This window comes from Superficieibacter sp. BNK-5 (assembly GCF_047456055.1).
In the GTDB taxonomy this organism is placed as follows: Bacteria; Pseudomonadota; Gammaproteobacteria; order Enterobacterales; family Enterobacteriaceae; genus Superficieibacter.
The window spans coordinates 3,127,580-3,153,506 of record NZ_CP179893.1; the positions used below are offsets into that span (position 1 = coordinate 3,127,580).

Below are 25,927 nucleotides of genomic sequence, written 5' to 3' on the forward strand. Positions count from 1 at the left end.
AGAGGTATCAGGCGGCGAAAAAGGCCATCAGTAACGGCACCAGCAGACTCAGGAGAAAGCCATGAACAATGGCGGCAGGGACGATCTCCAGCCCACCGGAACGCTGTAAAACCGGCAGGGTAAAATCCATAGAGGTGGCCCCGCATAATCCCAGCGCTGTTGAGCGGCTGCGGCGCACCAGTCCAGGAATCAGCATGATCGCGATAAGCTCGCGCGCCAGATCGTTAAAGAAAGCGGCACTGCCAATGACCGGGCCAAAGGATTCGGTGAGCAAAATACCGGAAAGCGAATACCAGCCGAAGCCGGAGGCCATCGCCAGACTGGTCCGCAGCGGCAGATCGAGTAAAAACGCGTTTAGTGCGCCGCCCGCCAGCGAACTGACGACCACCACCACGCCTACCATCATCCCCCGGCGGTTCAGCACAATCTGTTTTAGCGTCATGCCACTGTTACGCAACTGAATGCCGATCAGAAACAGTAAAAAGATCAGCGTGTATTCGCTGGCCTCGGTGGCGTGCTGTAAGACCGGAAAATGGGTCAGACCAAGGGCGAAGCCCAGGATCACCACGCCGCACAGTTTCAGCGACTCCAGCGCCATCGCAATACGCGACGGTAATTTCTCCTGCTGATGGGTATGCCGCCAGGGAATGACGCGATCAAGCCAGACAAGCGCCGCAATATTACACAACAAAATGACGGTAATACTGACCGAGGAGTAGTGAAAAATCGCCAGCAGGTTGCTGGCCAGGTTTTCCAGAAACGCGAGGCTGATCCCCATAAAAAAGAGGATGACGTAAACAATCCAGCTTAACAGACGATTGATAATTTTAAGGGCGGCAGCATGGCGCAGAGGGATCAGATAGCCAATAATCAACGGCAGAAGAATAATTAACAAACCCGAAAACATGAAACCCCAGTCCCTTCATTCAACGAATAACGCTTGCTGACACTACCCAAAACGGCAGAGTGAGTAAAGGTGCAATAAAAAAGAAAAGTTATGCATCTCTGACGTAATCATATCCGGTTTGTCATACCATCGGAAAACCATAACCCGGTGCCAGAAAAGAGAATTGGTGATATACAGTCAGAAACAGGGATATAACGAAAGTAAAGGAGACGCTATGCTTCTTGAACGAGTGGATATCGTGGGTTTTCGTGGCATCAACCGTCTGTCATTGATGCTGGAAGAGAATAACGTCCTGATTGGTGAGAACGCCTGGGGGAAATCCAGTCTGCTGGATGCGCTCACGCTGATCCTTGCGCCGGGCAACGAGTTGTACCATTTTGTGCACGACGATTTCTGGTTCCCCGCCGGCGACGTCCAGGGTCGCGAACATCATCTGCATATTATTCTGACGTTTCGTGAAGCGTTCCCCGGTCGCCATCATGCCCAACGCTTTCGCCCGCTATCGCCATGCTGGGTGCCTGGCGAGGATGGTTATCATCGCCTTTTTTACCGTCTGGAAGGTGAACTGGCTGACGATAATTCCGTCATGACGCTGCGTGGATTTCTGGACGCCGCAGGAAATCCGCTCCCCATCGCTGAAATAGACGACATAGCCCGCCATCTGATCCGGCTGGTGCCGGTACTACGGTTACGCGACGCCCGCTTTATGCGGCGCATCCGTAACGGTACGGTGCCGAATTTCCCCGATGTGGAAGTGACCGCCCGCCAGCTCGATTTTCTGGCACGCGAGCTGGTGGATCGTCCGCAGAATCTTTCCGACGGGCAGCTTCGCCAGGGGCTGTCGGCGATGGCGCAACTGCTGGAGCACTATTTTGCCGAGCACAGTTCAGGTGAAACCCGCCATCGTTTAATCCGTCGCCGCTCGCGTAACGAGCAGCAGAGCTGGCGCTATCTGGACGTCATTAACCGGATGATTGATCGCCCCGGCGGACGCAGCCACCGGGTGATCCTGCTGGGGCTGTTTTCCACGTTATTGCAGGCCAAGGGAACGGTAAAACTGGATAAAGACGCCCGGCCGTTATTGCTGATTGAAGATCCCGAAACCCGCTTGCATCCCATCATGCTCTCAGTCGCCTGGCATCTGCTGAACCTGTTGCCGCTGCAACAGGTGACCACCACCAATTCGGGTGAACTGTTGTCGCTGACCCCGGTCGAGCATGTTTGCCGCCTGGTGCGCGAATCCTCGCGCGTGGCCGCATGGCGTCTGGGGCCGGGAGGACTGAGTGCAGAGGATGGGCGACGCATCGCCTTTCATATTCGCTTTAATCGCCCGTCATCGCTGTTTGCCCGCTGCTGGTTGCTGGTTGAGGGCGAAACGGAGACGTGGGTTATTAACGAACTGGCGCGGCAGTGCGGACACCATTTTGATGCTGAAGGCGTCAAGGTTATTGAGTTCGCGCAGTCCGGGTTAAAGCCGCTGATTAAATTCGCCCGGCGGATGGGGATTGAATGGCATGTGCTGGTGGACGGCGATGAAGCCGGGAAAAAATATGCCGCCACCGTGCGCAGTTTACTCAACAACGATCGTGAGCAGGAGCGCGACCATTTAACGGCGCTGCCGGCGCTGGATATGGAGCATTTTATGTATCGTCAGGGATTCGCTGACGTTTACTACCGGGTGGCGCAGATCCCGGAAAACGCACCGGTCAATCCACGCCGGGTGATTGTTAAGGCGATCCATCGTTCGTCAAAACCGGATCTGGCGATTGAAATGGCGATGGAAGCGGGGCGACGGGGGACGGAATCTATTCCGCTCTTGCTGCGTAAAATGTTCTCCCGGGTGCTGTGGCTGGCGCGTGGCCGCGCTGATTAACAGTTTATTGCTTATCATTAACCTTTCGTTGACAGCGTATTGCGATAGAATTAGCACCTCGCATCAAAAGCTCAGGTATCTGGAATTTTTATGAATTTGAAGGGAAAAGGCAAAAAGCGCTGGCTGCTGCTGGTAGTGGTCATTGTGGTGGCTGCATTCTGGCTGTGGCAGAAGCTTAACGCCCCGCAGCCACAGTACCAGACGCTGATTGTGCGCAAGGGCGATCTTGAGCAGGCGGTACTGGCCACCGGTAAGCTGGACGCGCTGCGTAAAGTGGATGTCGGCGCGCAGGTCAGCGGGCAGCTCAAAACCCTGTCGGTGAATATCGGCGATAAGGTGAAAAAAGATCAGCTGCTGGGCGTTATCGATCCTGAGCAGGCGGAAAACCAGATCAAAGAAGTCGAAGCCACGCTGATGGAGCTGCGCGCGCAGCGTCGTCAGGCGGTCGCCGAAATGCAACTGGCGAAGGTGACGCTCTCCCGTCAACAGCAACTGGCGCGCACCCAGTCGATTTCTCGTCAGGATCTGGATACCGCCGCGACCGAGCTTGAAGTAAAACAGGCACAAATCGGCACTTTGGACGCTCAGATCCAGCGCAATCAGGCAACCCTGAGCACCGCCAAAACCAACCTCGACTACACCCGCATCATTGCGCCGATGGCGGGTGAGGTAACGCAAATTACCACCCTTCAGGGGCAAACAGTGATCGCCGCGCAGCAGGCTCCAAACATTTTGACGCTGGCGGACCTGAGCACCATGCTGGTCAAAGCGCAGGTATCCGAAGCCGACGTTATTCATCTGAAACCGGGGCTGAAAGCGTGGTTTACAGTGCTCGGCGATCCGCTGTCCCGCTATGAAGGGACGCTAAAAGACGTGCTCCCGACGCCGGAAAAGGTGAACGACGCCATTTTTTACTATGCCCGCTTTGAAGTGCCAAACCCGAAAGGCATACTGCGCCTGGAGATGACCGCGCAGGTGCATATTCAATTGTCCGGCGTGCGTAATGTTCTGACCATTCCGCTTTCCTCACTGGGCGACGCCACCGGCGATAATCGTTACAACGTGCGGCTGTTGCGTAACGGCGAGGTCCACGATCGTGAAGTGACTATCGGCGCGCGTAATGACACCAGCGTAGAAGTAGTCAAAGGGCTGGAAGAAGGCGATGAAGTGATTGTTGGTGAAAAGCAGCCCGGAGATAAATCGTGACGGCACTGCTTGAGCTGACGGATATTCGCCGCAGCTATCCTTCCGGCGAGGGCAGTGTTGAGGTACTGAAAGGGATCTCTTTGCGCATTGCGGCCGGGGAGATGGTTGCAATTGTCGGCGCGTCCGGATCCGGTAAATCCACCCTGATGAATATCATTGGCTGTCTGGATAAGCCCACCGGCGGAACCTATCGGCTTGCCGGGACGGATATTGCTACCCTGGACAGCGATGCGCTGGCACGCCTGCGACGTGAGCACTTTGGCTTTATCTTTCAGCGCTATCATCTGTTATCTCACCTTACCGCGACGCAGAACGTTGAAGTCCCGGCCGTGTATGCGGGGACGGAACGCGCGGCGCGACTGAAACGCGCCCGTGAACTGCTTGAGCGGCTGGGGCTGACTGAGCGAGCAGATTATCAGCCCTCACAGCTCTCAGGCGGGCAGCAGCAGCGCGTCAGTATCGCCCGCGCCCTGATGAACGGCGGCCAGGTGATCCTCGCGGATGAGCCTACCGGCGCGCTGGACAGCCATTCTGGCGAAGAGGTGATGGCGATCCTGCACCAGTTGCGCGATCGGGGGCACACGGTGATTATCGTCACCCACGATCCGGACGTCGCAGCACAGGCCGAGCGGATTATTGAAATTCGCGATGGCGAAATCATCAGTAATCCGCCGGCGAAAACGACGGTTTCTGGCCCGTTAAAGCAGGCGCATCAGGCGACGGTTCCGGGCTGGCGGCAGTTTAGCAGCAGCTTTCGCGAGGCGTTGACGATGGCGTGGCTGGCGATGGCGGCGAATAAAATGCGCACGTTGCTGACGATGCTGGGGATCATCATCGGTATCGCTTCAGTGGTCTCGATTGTGGTGGTGGGGGATGCCGCCAAGGAACTGGTGCTGGCGGATATCCGCGCGATAGGCACCAATACCATTGATGTGTATCCCGGTAAAGATTACGGCGATGACGACCCGCAGTATCAGCAGGCACTAAAATATGACGACCTGACTGCGATCCAGAAACAGCCGTGGGTAAAATCAGCAACGCCAGCCGTGTCGCAGAACCTGCGGCTGCGCTATAACAATCTGGATATGGCCGCCAGCGCCAACGGCGTGAGTGGGCAATATTTCAATGTCTACGGGATGACCTTCAGCGAGGGCGCGACCTTCAACGATGAGCAACTGAAAGGGCGGGCGCAGGTCGCCGTGCTCGACAGCAATACCCGGCGTCAGCTATTCCCCAACAAAACCAATGTGGTCGGAGAGATTATCCTCGTGGGCAATATGCCCGCGACGGTGATCGGCGTGGCGGAAGAGAAGCAGTCGATGTTTGGCAGCAGTAAAATTCTCCGCGTCTGGCTTCCCTATACCACCATGGCCGGACGGGTGATGGGCCAGTCGTGGCTGAATTCCATCACGGTGCGTATCAACGATGGCTATGAGAGCGCTCAGGCCGAGCAGCAGCTTACTCGCTTGCTGACCCTGCGTCACGGTAGAAAGGATTTCTTCACCTGGAACATGGACAGCGTCTTGAAAACGGCAGAAAAGACCACACGTACTCTTCAGCTGTTCTTAACGTTAGTGGCGGTAATTTCGCTGCTGGTCGGTGGGATAGGGGTGATGAATATCATGCTGGTCTCGGTCACCGAGCGCACGCGTGAAATCGGCATTCGTATGGCGGTTGGCGCAAGGGCCAGCGATGTACTGCAACAGTTTTTAATCGAAGCGGTGCTGGTCTGCCTGGTGGGTGGGGCGCTGGGCGTCAGTTTATCGATGCTCATTGCCTTTACGCTACAGCTTTTCTTGCCGGGCTGGGAAATTGGTTTTTCTCCCCTCGCGCTGCTGACCGCTTTTCTGTGTTCAACGCTGACTGGTGTGTTGTTCGGCTGGCTTCCGGCGCGTAACGCCGCCCGACTCGATCCGGTGGATGCGCTGGCGCGTGAGTAAAGATAAAAAAAATGCCAGTCATAAGGGCTGGCATTTTGACGGCGGGATGTACACAATGAAGCTGATGGGCTATGCAACCGCTTCGGCTTCGAAAGGGACGATCAGGCTGGCATGATTGCCTTTTGGCCCCTGGTGAACATCAAACCGGACGGCCTGCCCGGCTTTTAGCGTTCTGTAACCATCCATCTGAATGGTTGAATAGTGGGCGAAAATATCCTCGCCACCGCCTTCGGGGCAAATGAAGCCAAACCCTTTGGCGTTGTTAAACCACTTAACTGTACCCGTTTCCATGCTTCGACATCCTTCAGAGATCTTTTGCAAGTAAGATGGAATGAACCGGTGTTGGATGGGAGTTGTTCAAAACCTCGTCAACTCCAGCTTGTACAATTTAGAGAAATCGGGCATCGCGTCAAGTGATTCGCAAAGGGTGACGGGGTAAAATGCGCTAAAATTTGAAGCAGTTAACGCTATTGACCAGGAATGTGACAGAAGTCGCGGATGATAACGATAGATGATAGTTATCTAAGATCTATTGTAGATTCATAGTATGCATAGACTCACGTCAGCGGTAAAAAAGCGAGCCGGTAACCGTAACTGAAGATGACGACTGACAATGAGTAAAGCGAAAGATTGGCTGGATTTCGACCAAATTACACAAGATGAGCTGCGCGACGCGCTAAAACCGCCATCTATGTATAAAGTTATGTTAATGAACGATGATTACACGCCGATGGAATTTGTTATTGACGTGCTGCAAAAGTTCTTTTCTTATGATGTAGAACGTGCAACGCAACTGATGCTTACGGTTCACTATCAGGGTAAGGCCATTTGTGGGGTTTTTACCGCCGAGGTCGCGGAGACGAAAGTGGTGATGGTGAACAAATATGCAAGGGAGAACGAGCATCCGTTGCTGTGTACGCTGGAAAAAGCCTGATTAAGGCAAACTATTGAGGGGGTGCCCAATGCTCAACCAGGAACTGGAACTCAGTTTAAATATGGCTTTCGCCAGAGCGCGCGAGCACCGACACGAGTTTATGACCGTAGAGCACTTGCTGCTGGCTTTGCTCAGTAACCCATCTGCCCGCGAAGCGCTTGAAGCCTGCTCCGTGGATCTGGTGGCGCTGCGTCAGGAACTCGAAGCCTTCATCGAACAAACCACACCGGTGCTGCCCGCCAGTGAAGAAGAGCGCGACACACAACCGACGCTCAGCTTCCAGCGTGTTTTGCAGCGCGCGGTCTTCCACGTTCAGTCCTCCGGCCGTAGTGAAGTGACCGGCGCGAACGTCCTCGTGGCCATCTTTAGCGAGCAGGAATCGCAGGCCGCCTACCTGTTACGTAAACACGAAGTCAGCCGCCTTGATGTGGTGAATTTCATCTCTCACGGCACCCGTAAAGACGAGCCGAGCCAGTCTTCCGATCAGGGAGGCCAGCCCGGTACTGAAGAGCAGGCAGGCGGGGAGGAACGGATGGAAAACTTCACGACCAATCTTAACCAGCTTGCTCGCGTAGGCGGTATCGACCCGTTGATTGGCCGCGATAAAGAACTGGAGCGCGCCATTCAGGTACTGTGCCGCCGTCGCAAAAACAACCCGCTGTTGGTGGGCGAATCTGGCGTAGGTAAAACCGCCATTGCCGAAGGTCTGGCCTGGCGTATCGTGCAGGGCGACGTGCCGGAAATTGTGGCTGACTGCACGGTCTACTCGCTGGATATCGGTTCACTGCTGGCCGGTACCAAATATCGCGGCGACTTTGAGAAACGCTTTAAAGCGCTGCTCAAGCAGCTTGAGCAGGACGAAAACAGCATCCTGTTTATTGACGAAATCCACACCATCATCGGTGCAGGCGCGGCATCAGGCGGCCAGGTGGATGCGGCTAACCTGATTAAACCGCTGCTTTCCAGCGGCAAAATCCGCGTGATGGGGTCCACCACCTATCAGGAATTCAGCAACATCTTTGAAAAAGATCGCGCGCTAGCGCGTCGTTTCCAGAAAATCGATGTCACTGAGCCATCCGTTGACGAAACGGTGCAGATCATCAACGGCCTGAAGCCGAAGTACGAAGCGCACCACGATGTTCGCTATACCGCTAAAGCAGTGCGTGCGGCGGTTGAGCTGGCGGTAAAATACATCAACGATCGTCATCTGCCGGACAAAGCCATTGACGTAATTGATGAAGCGGGCGCACGGGCGCGTCTGATGCCGGTCAGCAAGCGCAAGAAAACCATCAACGTGGCCGATATTGAGTCCGTGGTGGCACGCATTGCACGTATTCCTGAGAAAAGCGTCTCGCAGAGCGATCGCGATACGCTGAAAAATCTCAGCGACCGTCTGAAAATGCTGGTCTTCGGACAGGATAAAGCCATTGAGGCCTTAACCGAAGCCATCAAGATGGCGCGTGCCGGGCTGGGACACGACCACAAACCGGTCGGCTCCTTCCTGTTTGCCGGGCCAACGGGCGTAGGTAAAACCGAGGTGACGGTACAGCTGTCAAAAGCGCTGGGTATTGAACTGCTGCGTTTTGATATGTCCGAGTACATGGAACGCCACACCGTTAGCCGTCTGATCGGTGCGCCTCCGGGATACGTTGGCTTCGACCAGGGTGGCCTGCTGACCGATGCGGTGATCAAACATCCGCACGCGGTTCTGCTGCTCGATGAGATCGAAAAAGCGCATCCGGACGTCTTTAACCTGCTGTTGCAGGTCATGGACAACGGTACGCTGACCGACAACAACGGGCGTAAAGCAGACTTCCGCAACGTGGTGCTGGTGATGACTACCAACGCCGGGGTACGGGAAACCGAACGTAAATCGATTGGTCTTATCCATCAGGACAACAGTACCGACGCGATGGAAGAGATCAAAAAGATCTTCACGCCGGAGTTCCGTAACCGTCTGGACAACATTATCTGGTTTGATCACCTCTCAACCGAGGTTATCCATCAGGTTGTTGACAAGTTCATTGTCGAGTTGCAGGTTCAGCTGGATCAGAAAGGCGTCTCCCTGGAAGTCAGTCAGGAAGCGCGCAACTGGCTGGCGGAAAAAGGTTACGACCGGGCAATGGGCGCACGTCCAATGACGCGTATTGTCCAGGATAACCTGAAAAAACCGCTGGCTAACGAGCTGCTGTTTGGTTCGCTGGTCGATGGCGGCCAGGTGACGGTTACGCTGGATAAAGAGAAAAATACGCTGACCTACGGTTTCCAGAGTGCGCAGAAGCACAAGGCGGAAACGGCGCATTAATTCTTTTAACGTAAATGGGAAGCGGGCTGGTAACAGCCCGCTTTTTTGTGCACAGAAAACCCCTCGGCCATGCTGGGGTTCAGTAAAGCTTTCAGCTTTGGGCCAGTTATTAAAACCCTTTTGATCTGTTAAAACACCTTGCGGTCTGGCAACTGCAAGAGTCAAACAAGAAATCAAAAGGGGGTCCCAATGGGAGACGAAAAGAGCTTAGGGCACACCCGATGGAACTATAAATATCACATAGTTTTTGCACCTAAATACTGATGACAAGGCGTTCTATGGAAAGAAACGCAGAGCAACAGGCGGGAGCCTGAGAAAGCTTCGTGAATGGAAAAGTGTATGTATTCTGGAAGCGGAATGCTGCCTCCACTCAGGGGGCGGTATTTTGCGTTAGCCGTGGATCAAAAGTGAAAGGGTATTCTTTTACCGATGCTTTTATCTGGCTAAAGTCAGGATGAAGAGGGTTAAGAATGGCATTGTTTTCGTAGGGAACAATACAGGACGGCAGGATGAGGGCAAGAGCGCTTTGCGCTTCCAGCCAGCCAGTGCCGAGGTCCATTGTCGAAACGGGGGCCGGGTTTTCCTGCCAGTCTTCCGGCAGCCATTTTTTATCAAGGTACTCGACTTTATCATCATCAATTTCAATTGAATAAAGCTGATATTGATTAAGGATGCTTTCTTTCTGCACATGCACCAGCAATTCCAGAGAAGCCAGTGCGATAGAGGCAGAAACGTAAACGGCCGGATGCCCCTTATGGTTCCACCGGCCGCCATACTGACTTGCTCCGTTACCTGTCCAGGCTTCGCTGGCATAACGTTGGGTTACCAGACGATAAAAAATCACGCAAACACTCCATGTTCAAGTCTGCCGATAAGATCGGTGACTTCCAGCGCGCCGCTTTCCGTAGAAATAAGGGAAACAGGCGTTACGTTACCCAGCCCCCTGACCGGAGTTTGTAACCAATGCCAGGCATCCTCTTTGTTGCCAAAATATTGTACGGCGGTATCCATTACTCTGACCAGTCGCGCAATACGTTCGCTTTCATCCGGCGTCAAGGCCCGTCCTGCGCTTTTACGCCGGGAGACGTTTCGTTCATTTATGCCGGTTACGCGCAAAATGTCGGATTTCGACATGTCAGTCCATTGATGGATATCGTCCAGGATGCTGACAGGCAGCCCCTGACTAAGCAGCTGAATCAGCTTTAAGCCTCGATTAGCGGGTAAACCAGCGTAGCGCCATAGCGCATTACTGGCAGGTTTTTGATCAGGAACCCATCTTTTCATTACTCCTCCCGGTGAGTCATTTGTCTTTATTTAGTATAGACATTTGTCCGGTCGAGCAAAAGCTAAAAATTTAATCAGTGGTTTGATTCCAAAATTCTTGCCTGAGAACGGTAACCCAGGAATGACCCTTTTATTTTTCTTTAACTTATTGAATTTTAGAAGAGTTAAAGGGAAGGGATAAAAAGGGTCTGAGCGATGAAATTCACTTTTTATTATAAATAACGAAGGGATAGGGTTGTATTGTTGTAGTTCACTGCCGCACAGTCAGCCCAGAAAAGTCCCGCTCCAGGTTATACAGTGTCTTCCCGGCACGGTGGAAAGCCATCAGGACACTTCTGCCTCACCGGCAGTGGTATAAGGATTTCAAGGTTTTTTCTACAAGGATTTTAAAATGAGTATCACTTATATCGTTGTTTTAACGTATATAAAACCACTTGAAGACGTTGACGCTCTCATCCCTGAACATGTCGAGTGGCTTAAGCAAGGTTATTCGGATGGTGTATTTCTTGCTTCAGGAAGGCGTATTCCCCGAAATGGCGGGGTCATACTGGCACAATGTGACAGTATTGAATCACTGGAAAAGCGTCTTAGTCAGGATCCATTTCAAAAATTGAAGGTCGCTAAAGCTGAAGTTATTCCCTTTGAAGTGACCATGAAAGCGCCGCTGCTGGACAGTATTCTCTGACTTTCTATCGGCCAGCTGGCAAGGGCGCGATGAAAATAGTGCTCTGGATCCACATCGCTCAACCCCTGACTGACGCTTCACGCCAGTCACTATTGTGTATAAACAGATGGGCTTCTAACTTAGAGGTAAGGAGGTGTTCGTGGGAGAAAGTAGCGAATTAACGTTTACGATAATTTTTACCTCCCAGGGGAAACCTGTTCGTTCAAATCCAGGTTAAAAAACGCCCACCCCAAAGCCTTTCATGATGTTCGCGAATCACTTCGGCTGAAAATAACTCAGCATCAACGGTCGTATGCAGCCCTTTCTGCATAAAAACGTGGTAGCCAAGCCCATGTGCCATCCGAATAGTTGTATCCACACAATACTCGGTTTGTGCTCCGCAAAATTCAATTTCATTAATGTCAAGCCGTTTCAAAAGAGCGGCTAATTCTGTCTTATAAAAAGAATTAGCATGCGTTTTAGCCACAAAATGATCACCGTCCTGCGCATCCAGCTCATCCATCAACGACCATTGCAGGGAATAACGGGGTAAGTCTTGATCCTGATGCTGAATAAATACAATCGGATCGCCTGCTTTTCGGTATAACGCGATCCGTTTGTTGATGTCCGCTAAAATATTCTCAAGGTTGAAAAGGGGCTTTTCAGGAGTATGAAGACCCTTTTGCAGGTCAATGACAATTAAAGCACGCTTCATCTTTCCATTTTCCTTTTTTAAAAAGCATAAAAGGCTCTTTCAGCCCGCCTTTAGCGGTACTTTTAGTTTCGTTTGAAACCACTTAACATTCTGACAAAGCGCTCGACGGTCCACTCTTTAGTGTCAGAAACCTGCCCGTCGCCGATTTCCACCAGCCGTAGTTCACCTTTGTTATTATTGATGACATCAATAGAAAAAAAGGGACTACGCATGCGCTTTGCAATATCGATAACCTTATCAGGTATTTCATCCCGTGGCCCATATACGTGACCATCCATGACAAAGAATCGTTGTTCGCTGGTGGAATCAAAGGCTTCTACGCGACGCAGGCAGATGCCTCCCTCGATCTCACCGCGGTACTGTTTTAATAAGCTAATTATTTCGCGAATTTCCTGTGCGCTATGAGCGATAGAACCTCGCGAGGTGGTCAGCGACTTGACGTAGTCTTTTACAAACCATGCTGACCACTGGCTTGCCAGTGTTAGGACATCGAAATCGGCATCAGGATGAGTAATGATGGTTTCCGGCGTGAGATCCCGGCATTGTTCGTACCAGCCGGGCAAATGATGACAGCTAAGATACGTCTCTGTGGAGGTAAGCATTCGCGCGCCTTTTTTGATAACCGCGCGAGATAAACTTTCGTATTCATCCTGACGCAGCATCCATCCGCGCCATATTACAGGAACATTTTCCAGAAGCGGGGAAGAGAAAAGGCACTCACCTAATGCCGCAGCTTCTGATGAAAGTAGCACGCAGTGAATATTATGCTGACATGCCAGCATATATTCTGCACTGAACGTTTCATCTGCCAGGGAAGGGGTGAGCATGTCGTTCGGATAGATGATTTGTAAGGTGTTCATTTTGCGTCCTGCGAAAATGATGTCATCGTTGACAGTAGGGAGAATTATATCATCATCAAAAGTGGTATTAACCGTTGTATGCAACAAAAAAGGCCGGGAAAATTCCCGGCCTTTCGGTATCTGTTCGCCTCTACAGGGCGTGAAAACAATCAGCGGCTACGGAAGACAATGCGGCCTTTGCTCAGGTCGTACGGGGTCAGTTCAACAGTCACTTTGTCGCCCGTCAGGATGCGGATATAGTTTTTACGCATTTTACCGGAGATGTGCGCAGTGACCACGTGACCGTTTTCCAGTTCTACGCGGAACATAGTATTAGGTAGCGTTTCAAGAACGGTACCCTGCATTTCGATATTGTCTTCTTTGGCCATCTAGTCCTCTGGGGTATCACTACCATTTTTTTGAATCGGCAAGATAATGCCGAAGTTCATCAATTAAGTAAAGTTTTGTGCGCATAAAACGCAAAAAGTAGTCTTGGCGCATTGCCCTGCTTCACACGGCTTCGCCGTACGACAAGCGCAAACGTAAAGGGGAGACGAGGGTGAAACCTGAGTCGAACTGTTCCCAAACGGTGGCGGGGCAACGGGCAAAAGCTACTTTGCGCGACAATTATAACACCCTGACAAAGATTGTGCCGAAAACATTTACCTTCCCGGCGTAAATAACGTGCGCGGTTGCCAGAAATCGTCGGCAAGGGGGATCAACAATAGCTTTTCGAGGTATTCCAGATAGTTGCGACGGGGGATCTCCACCGCGCCCAGAGAAGCGGTATGGCTATTTAATACCTGACAGTCGATTAATTGTCCCCCCTGACGCTGGAATTCTACACAGAAGAGGTATAAAGCGGTTTTAGAAGCATTTTCAGCACGGCTAAACATGGATTCTCCGCAAAATAACGCTCCCTGAGATACTCCATACATCCCGCCAACCAGTTCTTCACCCCGCCAGACTTCAATAGAATGGGCATGGCCCAGCTCATGTAAACGCTGATACGCGCGGATAATTTCGCGCGTGATCCACGTACCTTCATCACGCTCGTGCGCACAGCTTTCGATGACCTGGTCAAAAGCATGATTAAGGGTCACGCTATAGGGCGAGTTTTTATGAAATCGCTTCATACTGCGGCTCAGATGAAACTGCTGCGGCCACAGAACCGCTCTGGGATCGGGCGACCACCATAAAATAGGATCGCCCGGTGAAAACCAGGGAAAAATGCCGTGCTGGTAGGCCATTAACAGCCGCGCCGGGCTGAGATCGCCCCCTAACGCCAGTAAACCATTAGGTTCACGTAGCGCCGCCTCGGGGGAGGGGAACGCAATTGAATGTCGGGACAGCTGGACCAGGCGCATGCTATGACAACTCCACTGCAAGACGAACCGCTCAATAATAGCCTACAGGCGCTGCTTAAACTGGTAATAACGCCCCTTGTTCGCCAGCAGTTCTGCGTGATTACCATGCTCAATAATTTGTCCGTTGTCCATCACTATTATACGGTCGAAGTGCGCCAGCCCACGCAGGCGATGGGTGACCATCAGCAGCGTTTTATCTCGCGCCACGTCTGCCAGCAAATCAAGGATCTGGCTTTCCGTCGTGGCGTCCAGTCCTTCGGTAGGTTCGTCAAGCAGCAGCAGTGGCGCATCGTGCAACAGCGCGCGGGCGATAGCCAGACGGCGCAGTTCTCCACCGGAAAGCTGTCGTCCGCCTTCGCCCAGCCAGCTATTCAGGCCACCATCTTCCAGCAACTTTTGCAGACCAGTGCGTGTTAGCACGGCGGCAAGCTGTTCATCGGTAGCCAGCGGCGCGGCGAGAAGCAGGTTGTCACGCAGCGTGGCGCTGAAAAGATGAACGCGCTGCGGCACCACGGTCATGGTGCGGCGAAGCGTCGGTTCGTCCAGTTCAGCGATGGGCGAACCGTTAATTAACAGCTCGCCATGCTGAGGATCCCAGGCGCGGGTCAGCAGTTGCAGCAGCGTGGATTTACCGCAGCCGGTGCGACCGAGAATAGCGATATGTTCTCCTGCCGCCACGTCCAGATTGATGTTATTCAGCGCGGGTTGCGCCTGCTGCGGATAACGGAAAGTAATATCGCGAAGCTGCACATTCACTTCGACAGGCGGCGTGACTGGCTCTGACGGGAATATCACCTCCGGCGGCTGCTCGATAATTTGCGTGATGCGCAGGGCCGAGGCCATCACCTGACCGAGATGCTGAAACGCACCGGTCACGGGTGCCAGGGCTTCAAAAGCGGCGAGCGCGCAGAACACAAACAGGGCAATCAACGCGCCGGGCTGAGCGTTATCGCCTACGCCGCCAGCGGCCATCCACAGCATCACCACCACGGCGATGCCGCCGATAAACAGCATCAACGCCTGCGACAGCGCCGTTAGCTCAGATTGCCTGCGCTGGGCATCGTGCCAACTGAGTTCGGTATTTTCCATCTGCTGACGGTAGCGATCGCTGGCATTAAAGAGCGAAAGTTCTGCCTGCCCCTGAAGCCAGGCGGTTAACTGCTGGCGATACTGGCCGCGTAAATGCGTCAGGTTTTCACCCACCGGTTTTCCCGCGCGATAGAACAATGGCGGGAGCAACAACAGCGTGAGCAGCATAATCCCGCCCAACGTCAGGGCCAGCGTCACATCCAGCAGGCTGAGACCGAGGGTCACCACTACGATCACCATCAGCGCGCCAACCAGCGGAGAAATGACCCGCAGGTAAAGATGATCGAGAGTATCCACGTCCGCCACCAGACGATTTAATAATTCGCCCTGCCGAAAACGTGCCAGCCCGGCAGGGGAGAGGGGTAGCACTTTGCTGAAGGTAAACACGCGCAGATGCTGAAGCACCCGGAAGGTGGCGTCGTGGCTGACCAGACGTTCAAAGTAACGCCCGGCGGTACGAATAATCGCCGCGCCGCGCACGCCAGCAGCAGGGAGCATATAGTTAAAGCTGTAGGCTCCGGCAAACCCGACCACCGCAGAAGCAGATAAAAACCAACCGGACAGGGTCAATAACCCTATGCTCGCCAGCAGGGTGACGATGGCAAGGATCACACCCAGCGTCAGCAATCCTTTATGACGTTTATAGAGTGCAAGATAAGGCAGCAACACGCGCATTCAGATATCCTCCTGGCGGTGAGCAAGCAGGCTGGCAAATACGCCGTTGGCATGCGTTAAGGTCGTGAAATCACCCTGTTCGGTAATATGCCCGTCCTGCATGACCCAGATGGCGTCCCACGCGGCCAGATCTTCAAGCTGATGAGTTACCATCAACGTGGTTTGTCGCCGCGAGGCGTCATTCAGTGCCTGCATGACGCGCTGCTCACTGTGGGCATCAAGACTGGCAGAGGGTTCATCCAGCAGCAGTAGCTGGCACGGCGTAAGTAGCGCACGCGCCACGGCAACGCGCTGCGCCTGGCCAACGGAAAGTCCTCCGGCCTGGTCGCCCAGTGGCGTATCAATCCCTTGCGGTAGCTGCGAGGCAAATTCGCTTACCCATGCCCGCTCCAGCGCTGAGCGTAGTTCTGCTTCAGTGGCGTCTGGCTTAGCCAGTAACACGTTATCGCGAAGCGTCGCCGCCGGAAGCTGCGGGTTTTGTCCCACCCAGCTTAACTGCCGCCGCCAGAGTTCAGGATCCAGTTCGCGCAGTTCCACATTATTAATAAGCAGTGAACCTTCGTAAGGCAGAAAACCGGAAAGCGTATTCAGCAGCGAGCTTTTCCCCGAGCCACTCTGCCCGACCAGCACCACGCGCTGCCCGGCGGCAAGGTCAAAATTAAGCGGCCCGGCAAGCACTTTACCTTCCGGGGATTTGATAAACACATCGCGTGCCGTCACAGAGACCGCCTGCTCGCTCGCGAGCTGTTTTTCCCCACGCTGCGGTGACGCCAGCGGCGCTTCCAGGAAAGTTTTCAGACTGTCTGCCGCACCGACCGCTTGCGCCTTCGCATGGTAAAACGTACCGAGATCGCGCAGTGGTTGAAAAAACTCGGGGGCGAGGATCAGCGCCAGGAAACCTGCCGCTAACGTGACGCCCGCGCCGTAATGACCGAAATTCAGCTCACCCAGATAGGAGAAACCGAAGTAAACCGCCACCAGCGCAATAGAGAGCGAGGCGAAAAACTCCAGCACGCCAGAGGAGAGAAAGGCGAGACGCAGGACTTCCATTGTGCGTTGACGAAAATCCTGCGATGCCTGGCGAATATTCTCGATTTCAGCTTCGCCGCGCCCAAAGGTACGCAACGTTTCCATCCCGCGCAGGCGGTCGAGGAAATGACCGCTCAGCCGCGCCAGCGCCTGAAAATTACGTCGGTTGGCGTCGGCCGCTCCCATGCCAACCAGCGCCATAAACAGCGGGATCAGCGGCGCGGTACCGAGCAAGATTAGCGCGGCAGCCCAGTTAGACGGGAAAATAGCGATCACAATCAGCAGCGGAACAAACGTCGCCAGTGCCATCTGCGGCAGATAGCGCGCATAGTAATCGTGCATATCGTCGATCTGTTCAAGAATAAGCGTGGCCCAGCTTCCGGCGGGTTTACCCTGAATCCACGCCGGACCTGCCTGCTGAAGGCGATCCAGAACCTGACGGCGAATAGCGAAGCGAATATGATGTCCGGCGTGAAAACCCACTTTTTCACGTAACCAGACGACCCAGGCGCGGACAATAAACACCAGAATCAACTGTGCGAAAGGCAATAACAGCGCTTCACGCGGGATGTTGTCCATGATCATGTGCTGGAGTATTTGCGCCAGCATCCAGGCCTGAGCAACAATTAAGATGCCACTCACCAGACCCAGCAGACGAGACATCATCAGCCAGCGGCGGGAAATCACACTTTGCTGTTTTAACCAGCGGGTTAGCTCTTGTTGACGGGTTTTATTCATTACGTGCTTAGCAGGTGAGTTATTAGAATATCAGGCACGGCAATGTTACAACGGCACAAAAATAAAGGCGACCTATAGTCGCCTTCTTTACCTTTGTTACTGATTTGTAAAAATTATTTGCAGTTTTCAGCCAGCCCGTCGAGATAACGTTCAGCATCCAGCGCGGCCATGCAGCCTGTACCGGCGGAGGTGATCGCCTGACGATAGATATGATCCATCACGTCGCCTGCGGCAAATACGCCGGGAACGCTGGTCTGGGTCGCATTACCGTGAATGCCGGACTGCACTTTGATATAGCCATTTTCCAGCGCCAGTTGACCCTCAAAAATAGCGGTGTTCGGGCTGTGACCGATGGCAACAAACAGACCTGCAACGTCCAGCGTTTCAATGTTGTCGCTCTGGGTATCGCGCAGACGCAGGCCGCTGACGCCCATCTGATCGCCAGTGACTTCTTCCAGCGTGCGGTGGGTATGCAGCACGATATTGCCACTTTCCACTTTATCCATCAGACGCTTGATAAGGATTTTTTCTGCGCGGAAGCTGTCGCGACGGTGGATCAGATGCACCTCAGAGGCGATGTTTGCCAGGTACAGCGCTTCTTCGACCGCCGTATTGCCACCGCCGATCACCGCGACTTTCTGGTTACGGTAGAAAAATCCATCGCAGGTGGCACAGGCAGAAACGCCGCGGCCTTTAAAAGCATCTTCAGAAGGCAGGCCCAGGTAGCGTGCCGACGCGCCGGTGGCAACGATCAGCGCATCACAGGTGTATTCCGCGCTATCACCGGTCAGGCGGAAAGGGCGGTTTTGCAGATCGACCGTATGGATATGATCGAAAAGTATTTCGGTCTCAAATTTGGTCGCATGCTCATGCATACGTTCCATCAGCAGTGGGCCGGTCAGATCGTTTGGATCGCCCGGCCAGTTTTCTACTTCCGTGGTGGTGGTCAGTTGACCCCCTTTTTCCATCCCGGTGATTAACACGGGTTGCAGATTCGCGCGTGCAGCATAGACAGCAGCGGTGTATCCCGCAGGTCCGGAGCCAAGAATTAATAGCTTACTGTGTTTCGCCGTGCCCATGAGATCCCCATAATAGTTGGCAGACATTGAACGAGATTGTAGGGAATTTGTAGCGTTAAAAAAAGAGCGCAAAATTTTTGTTAACGATGTGTGCAATAGGAGGGAACAATGGATTGCCGCTTTTCTGGGCCGCGTGCATAACTATTTCTACTGAAAATGAGTGGATTATAAGGTGATAACATGAGGAACGCGCCTCATGAATGATGAATATCTGGCATGTCGTGCTAAAAAGCGATGTTTTGCTTTGACAATCCCCTGTGCATTTGCGAAAACATTCAAGGAAGAAAAAAACCGTATTCCGTGTGGAGTCATATTTCAGCACGTAATGGTCATTTTTTACCGGGCTAATGAAATCTACGCATGGTGTGGACAGATGCCATACGTGATGTCGGTAGCTGCCTGCGGGCAACGGTCTTCTCACCGCATACCCTGGAATACGATTTGCAGCACTCACAGAGCGTGCGGCACGTAAACAACGGGCGAAGACCCTGAACAGTGACGTGCACAGGGTCAAGACAGGAGTAGGGAAGGAATACAGAGAGACAATAATAATGGTAGATAGCAAGAAGCGCCCAGGCAAAGATCTCGACCGTATCGATCGCAATATTCTGAACGAATTGCAAAAGGATGGGCGTATTTCCAACGTCGAGCTCTCTAAACGAGTGGGACTTTCACCGACGCCGTGCCTTGAGCGCGTTCGTCGACTGGAAAGGCAGGGTTTTATTCAGGGCTATACTGCGCTGCTAAACCCGCATTATCTGGATGCATCACTTTTGGTTTTTGTTGAGATTACTCTGAATCGTGGCGCACCGGATGTGTTTGAGCAATTTAACACCGCAGTACAAAAACTTGAAGAAATTCAAGAGTGTCATTTGGTCTCCGGTGATTTCGACTACCTGTTGAAAACCCGCGTGCCGGATATGTCAGCGTATCGCAAACTACTGGGCGAAACCCTGCTGCGCCTGCCAGGTGTCAACGACACCCGCACCTATGTGGTGATGGAAGAGGTTAAACAGAGTAATCGTCTGGTAATTAAGACTCGCTAACACGGAACAGGTGCAAAATCAGCGTAATTTGATTACACTCCTGTTAATCCATACAGCAACCGTGCCGGGGAAACCTGGCACGGTTGTCCGTTTAGCATCAAGGACCTGGAGAGCCTTTCTTGAGCCAGGAATATACAGAAGACAAAGACGTCAAAATTACCCGTTTAAGCAGCAGCCGCCGACTTCTGGAGGCCATGCTTATCCTTTGCTCACTTTTCGCCATCTGGCTGATGGCGGCGCTATTGAGCTTCAATCCGTCCGATCCCAGCTGGTCGCAAACTGCGTGGCATGAGCCTATTCATAATTTAGGTGGCGTACCTGGCGCATGGCTTGCCGACACGCTCTTTTTTATCTTCGGCATCATGGCTTACACCATTCCCGTGATTATTATCGGGGGATGCTGGTTTGCGTACCGGCACCGGGCCAACGAAGAGTACATCGACTATTTCGCCGTTTCGCTACGCCTCATAGGCGTACTGGCGCTTATCCTCACCTCGTGCGGGCTGGCCGCTATTAATGCCGATGACATCTGGTATTTCGCCTCTGGCGGGGTTATTGGTAGCCTGTTAAGTACCACGGTACTCCAGCCTCAGTTGCACAGCAGTGGCGGCACTATTGCGCTTCTCTGCATCTGGGCCGCTGGCCTGACGCTGTTTACCGGTTGGTCCTGGGTGAGCATCGCTGAGAAAATTGGCAGTGTCATTCTTAATATTCTTACCTTCGCCAGCAATCGCACCCGTCGTGACGACACCTGGGTTGAGGAGGAATATGAAGAATACGAAGAGGACGAAGAAGAGTTGCAGGACGCGCCGCGTGAATCTCGCCGCGCCCGTATCCTGCGCAGCGCGCTGGCACGACGTAAACGCGTAGCTGAAAAATTTGCCAACCCGCTGGGTAGAAAAACCGATGCGGCGCTTTTTTCAGGCAAACGGATGGACGATCCGGAAGAGATTACCTATAGCGCACGCGGCGTTACCGCCGATGCTGATGACGTTCTCTTTTCGGGGCATCGCGCGACCCAGGCTGAAGAGTATGACGAATACGATCCGCTCTTAAACGGGCATTCCGTCACTGAACCCGTCGCTGCGGCTGCTGCGGCAACGATGGCGACGCAGGCATGGGCAGCACCGGTCGAACCGGTTATTCCGCAGCCGCAAATTCAGGGTGCGGAGCCAGTGATTTCTCAGCCTGATGCCGCCTGGCATTCGGCACAGCCGCCTCATATCGCGCCAGAAAGCTGGACGCCGCCTCAGCCCGTTCCCCCGGTTGACGCGCCGGTCTATCCGAACGCACAGTATGAGCAACCTTATGACGCTTATGCACAGCCGGTTGTGCAGCCGCAATATGAACCGTATGCAGAGCCACCGGTTGCTCAGCCGCAGTATGAGCCGTATCCAGAGCCACCAGTTGCTCAGCCGCAGTATGAGCCGTATCCAGAGCCGCTGGTTGCTCAGCCACAGTATGAGCCGTATCCAGAGCCGCCGGTTGCTCAGCCGCAGTATGAGGCGTATCCAGAGCCACCGGTTGCTCAGCCGCAGTATGAGCCGTATGCAGAACAACCGCCGGCAGCGCATGAAGCTCCACAGCCGCACGAGATTGTGCAGGAAGAGGTAAAAACAAGTCGTCCTCCGCTCTACTACTTCGAAGAGGTAGAAGAGAAACGCGCTCGTGAACGAGAACAACTGGCCGCCTGGTATCAGCCGATCCCTGAGCCGGTACAACAGCCTATTACGCCACCACCAGTGGTTGAACCCGATCCCGCCCCGGTTATTGCGCCCGTTGCCGCCAGCGTGCATCAGGCGACAGCTGCCGCCGCTGCCGCTGCACCAGTCTTTAACCTGGCTACCGGCGGCGTGCGCACCCAGGTAAAAGAAGGCATTGGTCCGCAACTGCCGCGTCCTAACCGCGTTCGCGTGCCGACGCGCCGTGAACTGGCCTCCTACGGTATTAAATTACCTTCGCAACGGATGGCGGAGGAGCGTGCCCGTCAGGCAGAGCAACATTCTGACGACGATGCTGACGACTTTGAGCAGCAAGAACTGGCTCGTCAGTTCGCTGATTCCCAGGAGCAGCGTTATGGTGCTACTCCTGAGCAGGATGAAGAAGATAATGCTGCGGAAGAGGAGCTGGCGCGTCAGTTTGCCGCCTCTCAACAGCAGCGCTACGCCAGCGAACAGCCAGAGGGAGCCAATCCTTTCTCACTGAGTGATTTTGCATTTTCGCCGACGAAAACTCTGGTCGACGACGGTCCGAGTGAACCATTGTTCACTCCTGGCCGGATGGATGAGCCTCAGCCAGCCGCGCAACCGCAACCAGCACACCAGCCGGCCGCGCCGCAATACCAGCAGCCGCAGCCAGTACACCAGCCGGCCGCGCCGCAGTATCAGCAGCCGCAGCCGGTGCATCAGCCGGCCGCGCCGCAGTATCAGCAGCCGCAGCCGGTGCATCAGCCGGCCGCGCCGCAGTATCAGCAGCCGCAGTCGGCACATCAGTCAGCTGCGCCGCAGTATCAGCAGCCGCAGCCAGTGCATCAGCCAGCCGCACCACAGCCGAAGGAAAGCTTAATCCATCCGTTGCTGATGCGTAATGGCGACAGCCGTCCGCTCCAGAAGCCGACCACGCTGTTACCGTCGCTGGATTTACTCACACCTCCGCCGACCGAAGTTGAACCAGTTGATACCTTCGCGCTGGAACAAATGGCGCGTCTGGTCGAAGCGCGTCTGGCCGACTTCCGCATTAAAGCCGATGTCGTGAACTATTCTCCTGGCCCGGTGATTACACGTTTTGAGCTAAACCTGGCTCCTGGCGTAAAAGCCGCGCGCATTTCTAACCTGTCACGGGATCTGGCACGCTCCTTGTCCAGTGCTGCCGTGCGTGTGGTGGAAGTTATTCCTGGCAAACCTTACGTTGGCCTGGAACTGCCGAATAAAAAACGGCAGACCGTGTACCTGCGCGAAGTGCTCGACTGTGCAAAATTCCGCGATAACCCATCGCCGCTGACCGTGGTACTGGGTAAAGATATCGCAGGCGATCCCGTCACTGCCGACCTCGCGAAAATGCCGCACCTGCTGGTTGCGGGGACCACCGGCTCGGGTAAATCGGTGGGCGTTAACGCCATGATCCTCAGCATGCTGTATAAAGCACAGCCGGAAGATGTGAAGTTCATCATGATCGACCCGAAAATGCTCGAACTGTCGGTTTATGAAGGGATCCCACATCTGTTGACGGAAGTCGTGACAGATATGAAAGACGCGGCCAATGCTTTGCGCTGGAGCGTTAACGAGATGGAGCGTCGCTATAAACTGATGTCAGCACTGGGCGTGCGTAACCTTGCGGGCTACAACGAGAAAATTGCTGAAGCCGCGCGGATGGGACGTCCGATTCCGGATCCATACTGGAAACCTGGCGATAGCATGGACGCCACGCATCCGGTACTGAAAAAAGAGCCGTATATAGTCGTACTGGTCGATGAATTTGCTGACCTGATGATGACCGTCGGTAAGAAAGTGGAAGAGTTGATTGCGCGTCTGGCACAGAAAGCGCGCGCCGCAGGTATTCACCTGGTACTGGCGACGCAGCGACCTTCCGTTGACGTCATTACGGGCCTTATCAAAGCAAATATTCCGACGCGTATAGCCTTCACGGTGTCGAGCAAAATTGACTCCCGTACTATTCTTGACCAGGGCGGTGCGGAATCTCTCTTAGGCATGGGGGATATGCTCTATTCCGGGCCTAACTCGACGATACCTGTGCGTGTTCATGGTGCCTTTGTGCGCGATGAAGAAGTTCATGCTGTCGTGCAGGACTGGAAAGCGCGTGGGCGTCCGCAGTATGTTGAAGGCATTACCTCCGACATCGAAAGCGAAGGCGGTGGCGGTGGTCTGGAGAGCGGCGAAGAGTTGGATCCGTTATTCGACCAGGCCGTTAACTTTGTGACCGAAAAACGCAAGGCTTCTATTTCCGGGGTTCAGCGCCAGTTCCGAATCGGTTATAACCGTGCGGCTCGCATCATTGAGCAGATGGAAGCGCAGGGGATCGTCAGCGAGCAGGGGCATAACGGCAACCGTGAGGTGCTGGCACCGCCGCCGTTCGATTGATTGCAAAGTTAGGTAAGCAAGTCAAAATTCAGTATTTTCTTCTGTCGCCTGGCTGGGATGAAGCCTAGAGTAGATGACAAAGAGGACTCCCGTAGTGGGAAGACGTATTTGAGGAATAACAATGAAAAAAATCGTTATCACCTGTGCATTACTTTCAGGCTTCGTGGTAAGCAGCGTTTGGGCTGATGCCGCTGGCGATCTTAAAACCCGCCTGGATAAAGTCAGCAGCTTCCACGCCAGCTTTACGCAAAAAGTAACGGACGGCAGCGGCGCGGCGGTACAGGAAGGTCAGGGCGATTTATGGGTTAAGCGCCCTAATCTGTTCAACTGGCACATGACGCAGCCGGATGAAAGCACCCTGGTATCAGACGGCCAGAATCTGTGGTTCTACAATCCGTTTGTAGAGCAGGTGAGCGTTAACCTGTTGAAAGATGCCACGGGCAATACGCCGTTTATGCTCATTGCCCGTAACCAGGCTAGCGACTGGCAACAGTACAACATCAAGCAAAACGGTGATGACTTTGTGCTGACGCCAAAAGGCAGCAGCGGCAATCTGAAACAGTTCACCATTAACGTGGGTCGCGACGGCACTATCCATCAGTTCAGTGCGGTAGAGCAGGACGATCAACGCAGCAGTTATCAGCTTAAATCCCAGCAGAACGGAGCGGTAGATCCAGCTAAATTTACCTTCACTCCGCCGCAGGGAGTCACTGTAGACGACCAGCGGAGTAAGTAGAGGCCTACGTGAGCAATATGTCGCTCGACTTTTCCGATAACGAGTTTCAACCTCTGGCCGCGCGTATGCGGCCAGAAAATTTAGCGCAGTATATCGGTCAGCAGCACCTGCTGGCAGCGGGTAAGCCGCTGCCACGGGCGATCGAAGCGGGCCAGTTGCACTCAATGATCCTCTGGGGGCCACCTGGCACCGGAAAAACGACGCTGGCTGAAGTGATTGCCCGCTACGCCAGCGCCGACGTCGAGCGGATCTCTGCGGTGACCTCGGGGATCAAAGAGATCCGCGAGGCGATTGAGCGCGCGCGGCAAAATCGCAACGCCGGACGGCGGACGATCCTGTTTGTGGATGAAGTCCACCGCTTTAATAAAAGCCAGCAGGATGCGTTCCTGCCGCATATTGAAGACGGCACCATCACGTTTATCGGCGCGACCACCGAGAACCCCTCGTTTGAACTCAACTCCGCATTGCTCTCACGCGCCCGCGTTTATCTGCTGAAATCGCTGACCACGGACGATATTGAGCAGGTGCTCGATCAGGCAATGAACGACAGCGCGCGTGGTTACGGCGGCAAAGATATCGTGCTGCCGGAAGAGACCCGGCGGGCGATTGCCGAACTGGTCAACGGCGATGCGCGTCGTGCGCTGAACACGCTCGAAATGATGGCCGACATGGCAGAGCTGGACGATACGGGCAAACGCGTGCTCCAGCCTGCGCTGTTGACGGAGATCGCCGGCGAGCGCAGCGCGCGCTTTGATAATAAAGGCGACCGCTTTTACGATCTTATCTCGGCGCTGCATAAATCGGTGCGCGGCAGCGCGCCGGATGCGGCTCTTTACTGGTATGCGCGTATTATCACCGCTGGCGGCGATCCGCTGTACGTAGCGCGGCGCTGCCTGGCGATTGCCTCTGAAGATGTTGGAAATGCCGATCCGCGTGCCATGCAGGTCGCCATTTCCGCCTGGGACTGTTTTACGCGTGTGGGTCCGGCAGAAGGCGAACGCGCCATTGCTCAGGCGATTGTCTATCTGGCCTGTGCCCCCAAAAGTAACGCCGTCTATACCGCTTTCAAGGCGGCGATGGCCGATGCCCGTGAACGCCCGGATTATGACGTTCCGGTCCATCTGCGCAATGCCCCGACCAAACTGATGAAAGAGATGGGTTACGGTCAGCAGTACCGCTACGCCCACGATGAACCGAACGCCTATGCCGCTGGCGAGCAGTACTTCCCGCAGGAAATGGCGCAAACGCGCTATTATCAGCCAACAAATCGCGGTCTTGAAGGCAAGATTGGCGAAAAGCTCGCCTGGCTTGCTGAACAGGATCAAAATAGCCCCACAAAACGCTACCGCTAATGCAGGCGTTGCGGTAAGGTTATCCGTGAATCTTTGCGATCGCAGGCTGCGG

21 protein-coding genes and 2 pseudogenes are annotated in these 25,927 nt (G+C 54.0%); 12 read left to right on the plus strand and 11 right to left on the minus strand.

The window, feature by feature from the left end:
* Nucleotides 1-7: 7 nt before the first annotated feature.
* Complete coding sequence (locus ACMGGS_RS15005) at nucleotides 8-907, minus strand: lysine exporter LysO family protein (protein WP_414163283.1); 900 nt, start codon at nucleotides 905-907, stop codon at nucleotides 8-10.
* 214 nt (nucleotides 908-1,121) lie between these two features.
* Here ACMGGS_RS15005 and ACMGGS_RS15010 point away from each other — a divergent pair, with 214 nt between their 5' ends.
* The 3 genes from ACMGGS_RS15010 to macB all read left to right on the plus strand — a co-directional run bounded on the left by ACMGGS_RS15010 (nucleotide 1,122) and on the right by macB (nucleotide 5,926).
* On the plus strand, nucleotides 1,122-2,780 hold the full coding sequence (locus ACMGGS_RS15010; RefSeq protein WP_414163284.1) for an ATP-dependent endonuclease: 1,659 nt from the start codon (nucleotides 1,122-1,124) through the stop codon (nucleotides 2,778-2,780).
* 90 nt (nucleotides 2,781-2,870) lie between these two features.
* Nucleotides 2,871-3,986: a macrolide transporter subunit MacA gene (macA, locus tag ACMGGS_RS15015; protein ID WP_414163285.1), complete on the plus strand. Its 1,116-nt coding sequence runs from the start codon at nucleotides 2,871-2,873 to the stop codon at nucleotides 3,984-3,986.
* Entirely contained in the window at nucleotides 3,983-5,926 is a 1,944-nt protein-coding gene (macB, locus tag ACMGGS_RS15020; protein ID WP_414163286.1) for a macrolide ABC transporter ATP-binding protein/permease MacB, read from the plus strand. Before macA ends, macB begins: the two co-directional genes overlap by 4 nt.
* A 69-nt stretch (nucleotides 5,927-5,995) precedes the next feature.
* Here the strand turns inward: macB and cspD are convergent, their stop codons facing one another.
* Nucleotides 5,996-6,217, minus strand: coding sequence for a cold shock-like protein CspD (cspD, locus tag ACMGGS_RS15025; protein WP_176920619.1), 222 nt, complete (start codon nucleotides 6,215-6,217; stop codon nucleotides 5,996-5,998).
* A 178-nt stretch (nucleotides 6,218-6,395) separates the two neighbouring features.
* On the opposite strand from cspD, the pseudogene ACMGGS_RS15030 reads away from it, so the two are divergent.
* The 4 genes and pseudogenes from ACMGGS_RS15030 to ACMGGS_RS15045 all read left to right on the plus strand — a co-directional run.
* Nucleotides 6,396-6,441 (plus strand): annotated as a pseudogene (locus ACMGGS_RS15030) (hypothetical protein).
* A gap of 98 nt (nucleotides 6,442-6,539) precedes the next feature.
* Nucleotides 6,540-6,860 carry an ATP-dependent Clp protease adapter ClpS gene (gene clpS / locus ACMGGS_RS15035; RefSeq protein WP_176920620.1) on the plus strand — a complete coding sequence of 107 codons (321 nt, stop codon included), beginning with the start codon at nucleotides 6,540-6,542 and terminating at the stop codon, nucleotides 6,858-6,860.
* Nucleotides 6,861-6,888: 28 nt separating this feature from the next.
* Nucleotides 6,889-9,165, plus strand: coding sequence for an ATP-dependent Clp protease ATP-binding subunit ClpA (clpA, locus tag ACMGGS_RS15040; protein WP_414163287.1), 2,277 nt, complete (start codon nucleotides 6,889-6,891; stop codon nucleotides 9,163-9,165).
* A gap of 189 nt (nucleotides 9,166-9,354) precedes the next feature.
* A pseudogene (locus tag ACMGGS_RS15045) lies at nucleotides 9,355-9,529 on the plus strand (IS200/IS605 family transposase); the annotation flags it as partial.
* Between the two features lie 6 nt (nucleotides 9,530-9,535).
* Here the strand turns inward: ACMGGS_RS15045 and ACMGGS_RS15050 are convergent.
* On the minus strand, nucleotides 9,536-10,009 hold the full coding sequence (locus tag ACMGGS_RS15050) for an RES family NAD+ phosphorylase (protein WP_414163288.1): 474 nt from the start codon (nucleotides 10,007-10,009) through the stop codon (nucleotides 9,536-9,538).
* A complete protein-coding gene (locus tag ACMGGS_RS15055; RefSeq protein ID WP_414163289.1) occupies nucleotides 10,006-10,449 on the minus strand; it encodes an antitoxin Xre/MbcA/ParS toxin-binding domain-containing protein in 444 nt (147 codons plus the stop codon). The genes ACMGGS_RS15050 and ACMGGS_RS15055 overlap by 4 nt, the downstream gene beginning before the upstream one ends.
* 391 nt (nucleotides 10,450-10,840) lie before the next feature.
* Here ACMGGS_RS15055 and ACMGGS_RS15060 point away from each other — a divergent pair, with 391 nt between their 5' ends.
* Nucleotides 10,841-11,134: a YciI family protein gene (locus ACMGGS_RS15060; RefSeq protein ID WP_414163290.1), complete on the plus strand. Its 294-nt coding sequence runs from the start codon at nucleotides 10,841-10,843 to the stop codon at nucleotides 11,132-11,134.
* A 202-nt stretch (nucleotides 11,135-11,336) separates the two neighbouring features.
* On the opposite strand, the gene ACMGGS_RS15065 is transcribed toward ACMGGS_RS15060, so the two are convergent.
* The 7 genes from ACMGGS_RS15065 to trxB form a co-directional block, all read right to left on the minus strand.
* Nucleotides 11,337-11,828, minus strand: coding sequence for a cysteine hydrolase family protein (locus tag ACMGGS_RS15065; RefSeq protein WP_414163291.1), 492 nt, complete (start codon nucleotides 11,826-11,828; stop codon nucleotides 11,337-11,339).
* Between the two features lie 62 nt (nucleotides 11,829-11,890).
* A complete protein-coding gene (locus ACMGGS_RS15070; RefSeq protein WP_414163292.1) occupies nucleotides 11,891-12,688 on the minus strand; it encodes an ATP-grasp domain-containing protein in 798 nt (265 codons plus the stop codon).
* A gap of 149 nt (nucleotides 12,689-12,837) precedes the next feature.
* Nucleotides 12,838-13,056, minus strand: a complete 219-nt coding sequence (gene infA, locus ACMGGS_RS15075) for a translation initiation factor IF-1 (protein ID WP_001040187.1) — start codon at nucleotides 13,054-13,056, stop codon at nucleotides 12,838-12,840.
* 273 nt (nucleotides 13,057-13,329) lie between these two features.
* Nucleotides 13,330-14,034 (minus strand): leucyl/phenylalanyl-tRNA--protein transferase, encoded by a 705-nt coding sequence (gene aat, locus ACMGGS_RS15080; RefSeq protein WP_414163293.1) that lies wholly within the window; start codon nucleotides 14,032-14,034, stop codon nucleotides 13,330-13,332.
* 42 nt (nucleotides 14,035-14,076) lie between these two features.
* Nucleotides 14,077-15,798 (minus strand): heme ABC transporter ATP-binding protein/permease CydC, encoded by a 1,722-nt coding sequence (cydC, locus tag ACMGGS_RS15085; RefSeq protein ID WP_414163294.1) that lies wholly within the window; start codon nucleotides 15,796-15,798, stop codon nucleotides 14,077-14,079.
* Entirely contained in the window at nucleotides 15,799-17,565 is a 1,767-nt protein-coding gene (cydD, locus tag ACMGGS_RS15090; RefSeq protein ID WP_414163295.1) for a heme ABC transporter permease/ATP-binding protein CydD, read from the minus strand.
* 113 nt (nucleotides 17,566-17,678) lie between these two features.
* Complete coding sequence (trxB, locus tag ACMGGS_RS15095) at nucleotides 17,679-18,644, minus strand: thioredoxin-disulfide reductase (RefSeq protein ID WP_414163296.1); 966 nt, start codon at nucleotides 18,642-18,644, stop codon at nucleotides 17,679-17,681.
* Between the two features lie 551 nt (nucleotides 18,645-19,195).
* Here trxB and lrp point away from each other — a divergent pair.
* From lrp to rarA, 4 genes are all read left to right on the plus strand, one after another.
* Nucleotides 19,196-19,690, plus strand: coding sequence for a leucine-responsive transcriptional regulator Lrp (lrp, locus tag ACMGGS_RS15100; RefSeq protein WP_000228473.1), 495 nt, complete (start codon nucleotides 19,196-19,198; stop codon nucleotides 19,688-19,690).
* A 119-nt stretch (nucleotides 19,691-19,809) separates the two neighbouring features.
* The gene (gene ftsK / locus ACMGGS_RS15105; protein ID WP_414163297.1) at nucleotides 19,810-23,787 is read left to right on the plus strand and encodes a DNA translocase FtsK; all 3,978 of its coding nucleotides are present in this window, start codon (nucleotides 19,810-19,812) and stop codon (nucleotides 23,785-23,787) included.
* A 121-nt stretch (nucleotides 23,788-23,908) separates the two neighbouring features.
* Nucleotides 23,909-24,523 (plus strand): outer membrane lipoprotein chaperone LolA, encoded by a 615-nt coding sequence (gene lolA / locus ACMGGS_RS15110; protein ID WP_414163298.1) that lies wholly within the window; start codon nucleotides 23,909-23,911, stop codon nucleotides 24,521-24,523.
* A gap of 8 nt (nucleotides 24,524-24,531) precedes the next feature.
* Nucleotides 24,532-25,875 (plus strand): replication-associated recombination protein RarA, encoded by a 1,344-nt coding sequence (gene rarA / locus ACMGGS_RS15115; RefSeq protein WP_414163299.1) that lies wholly within the window; start codon nucleotides 24,532-24,534, stop codon nucleotides 25,873-25,875.
* Nucleotides 25,876-25,927 lie beyond the last annotated feature (52 nt).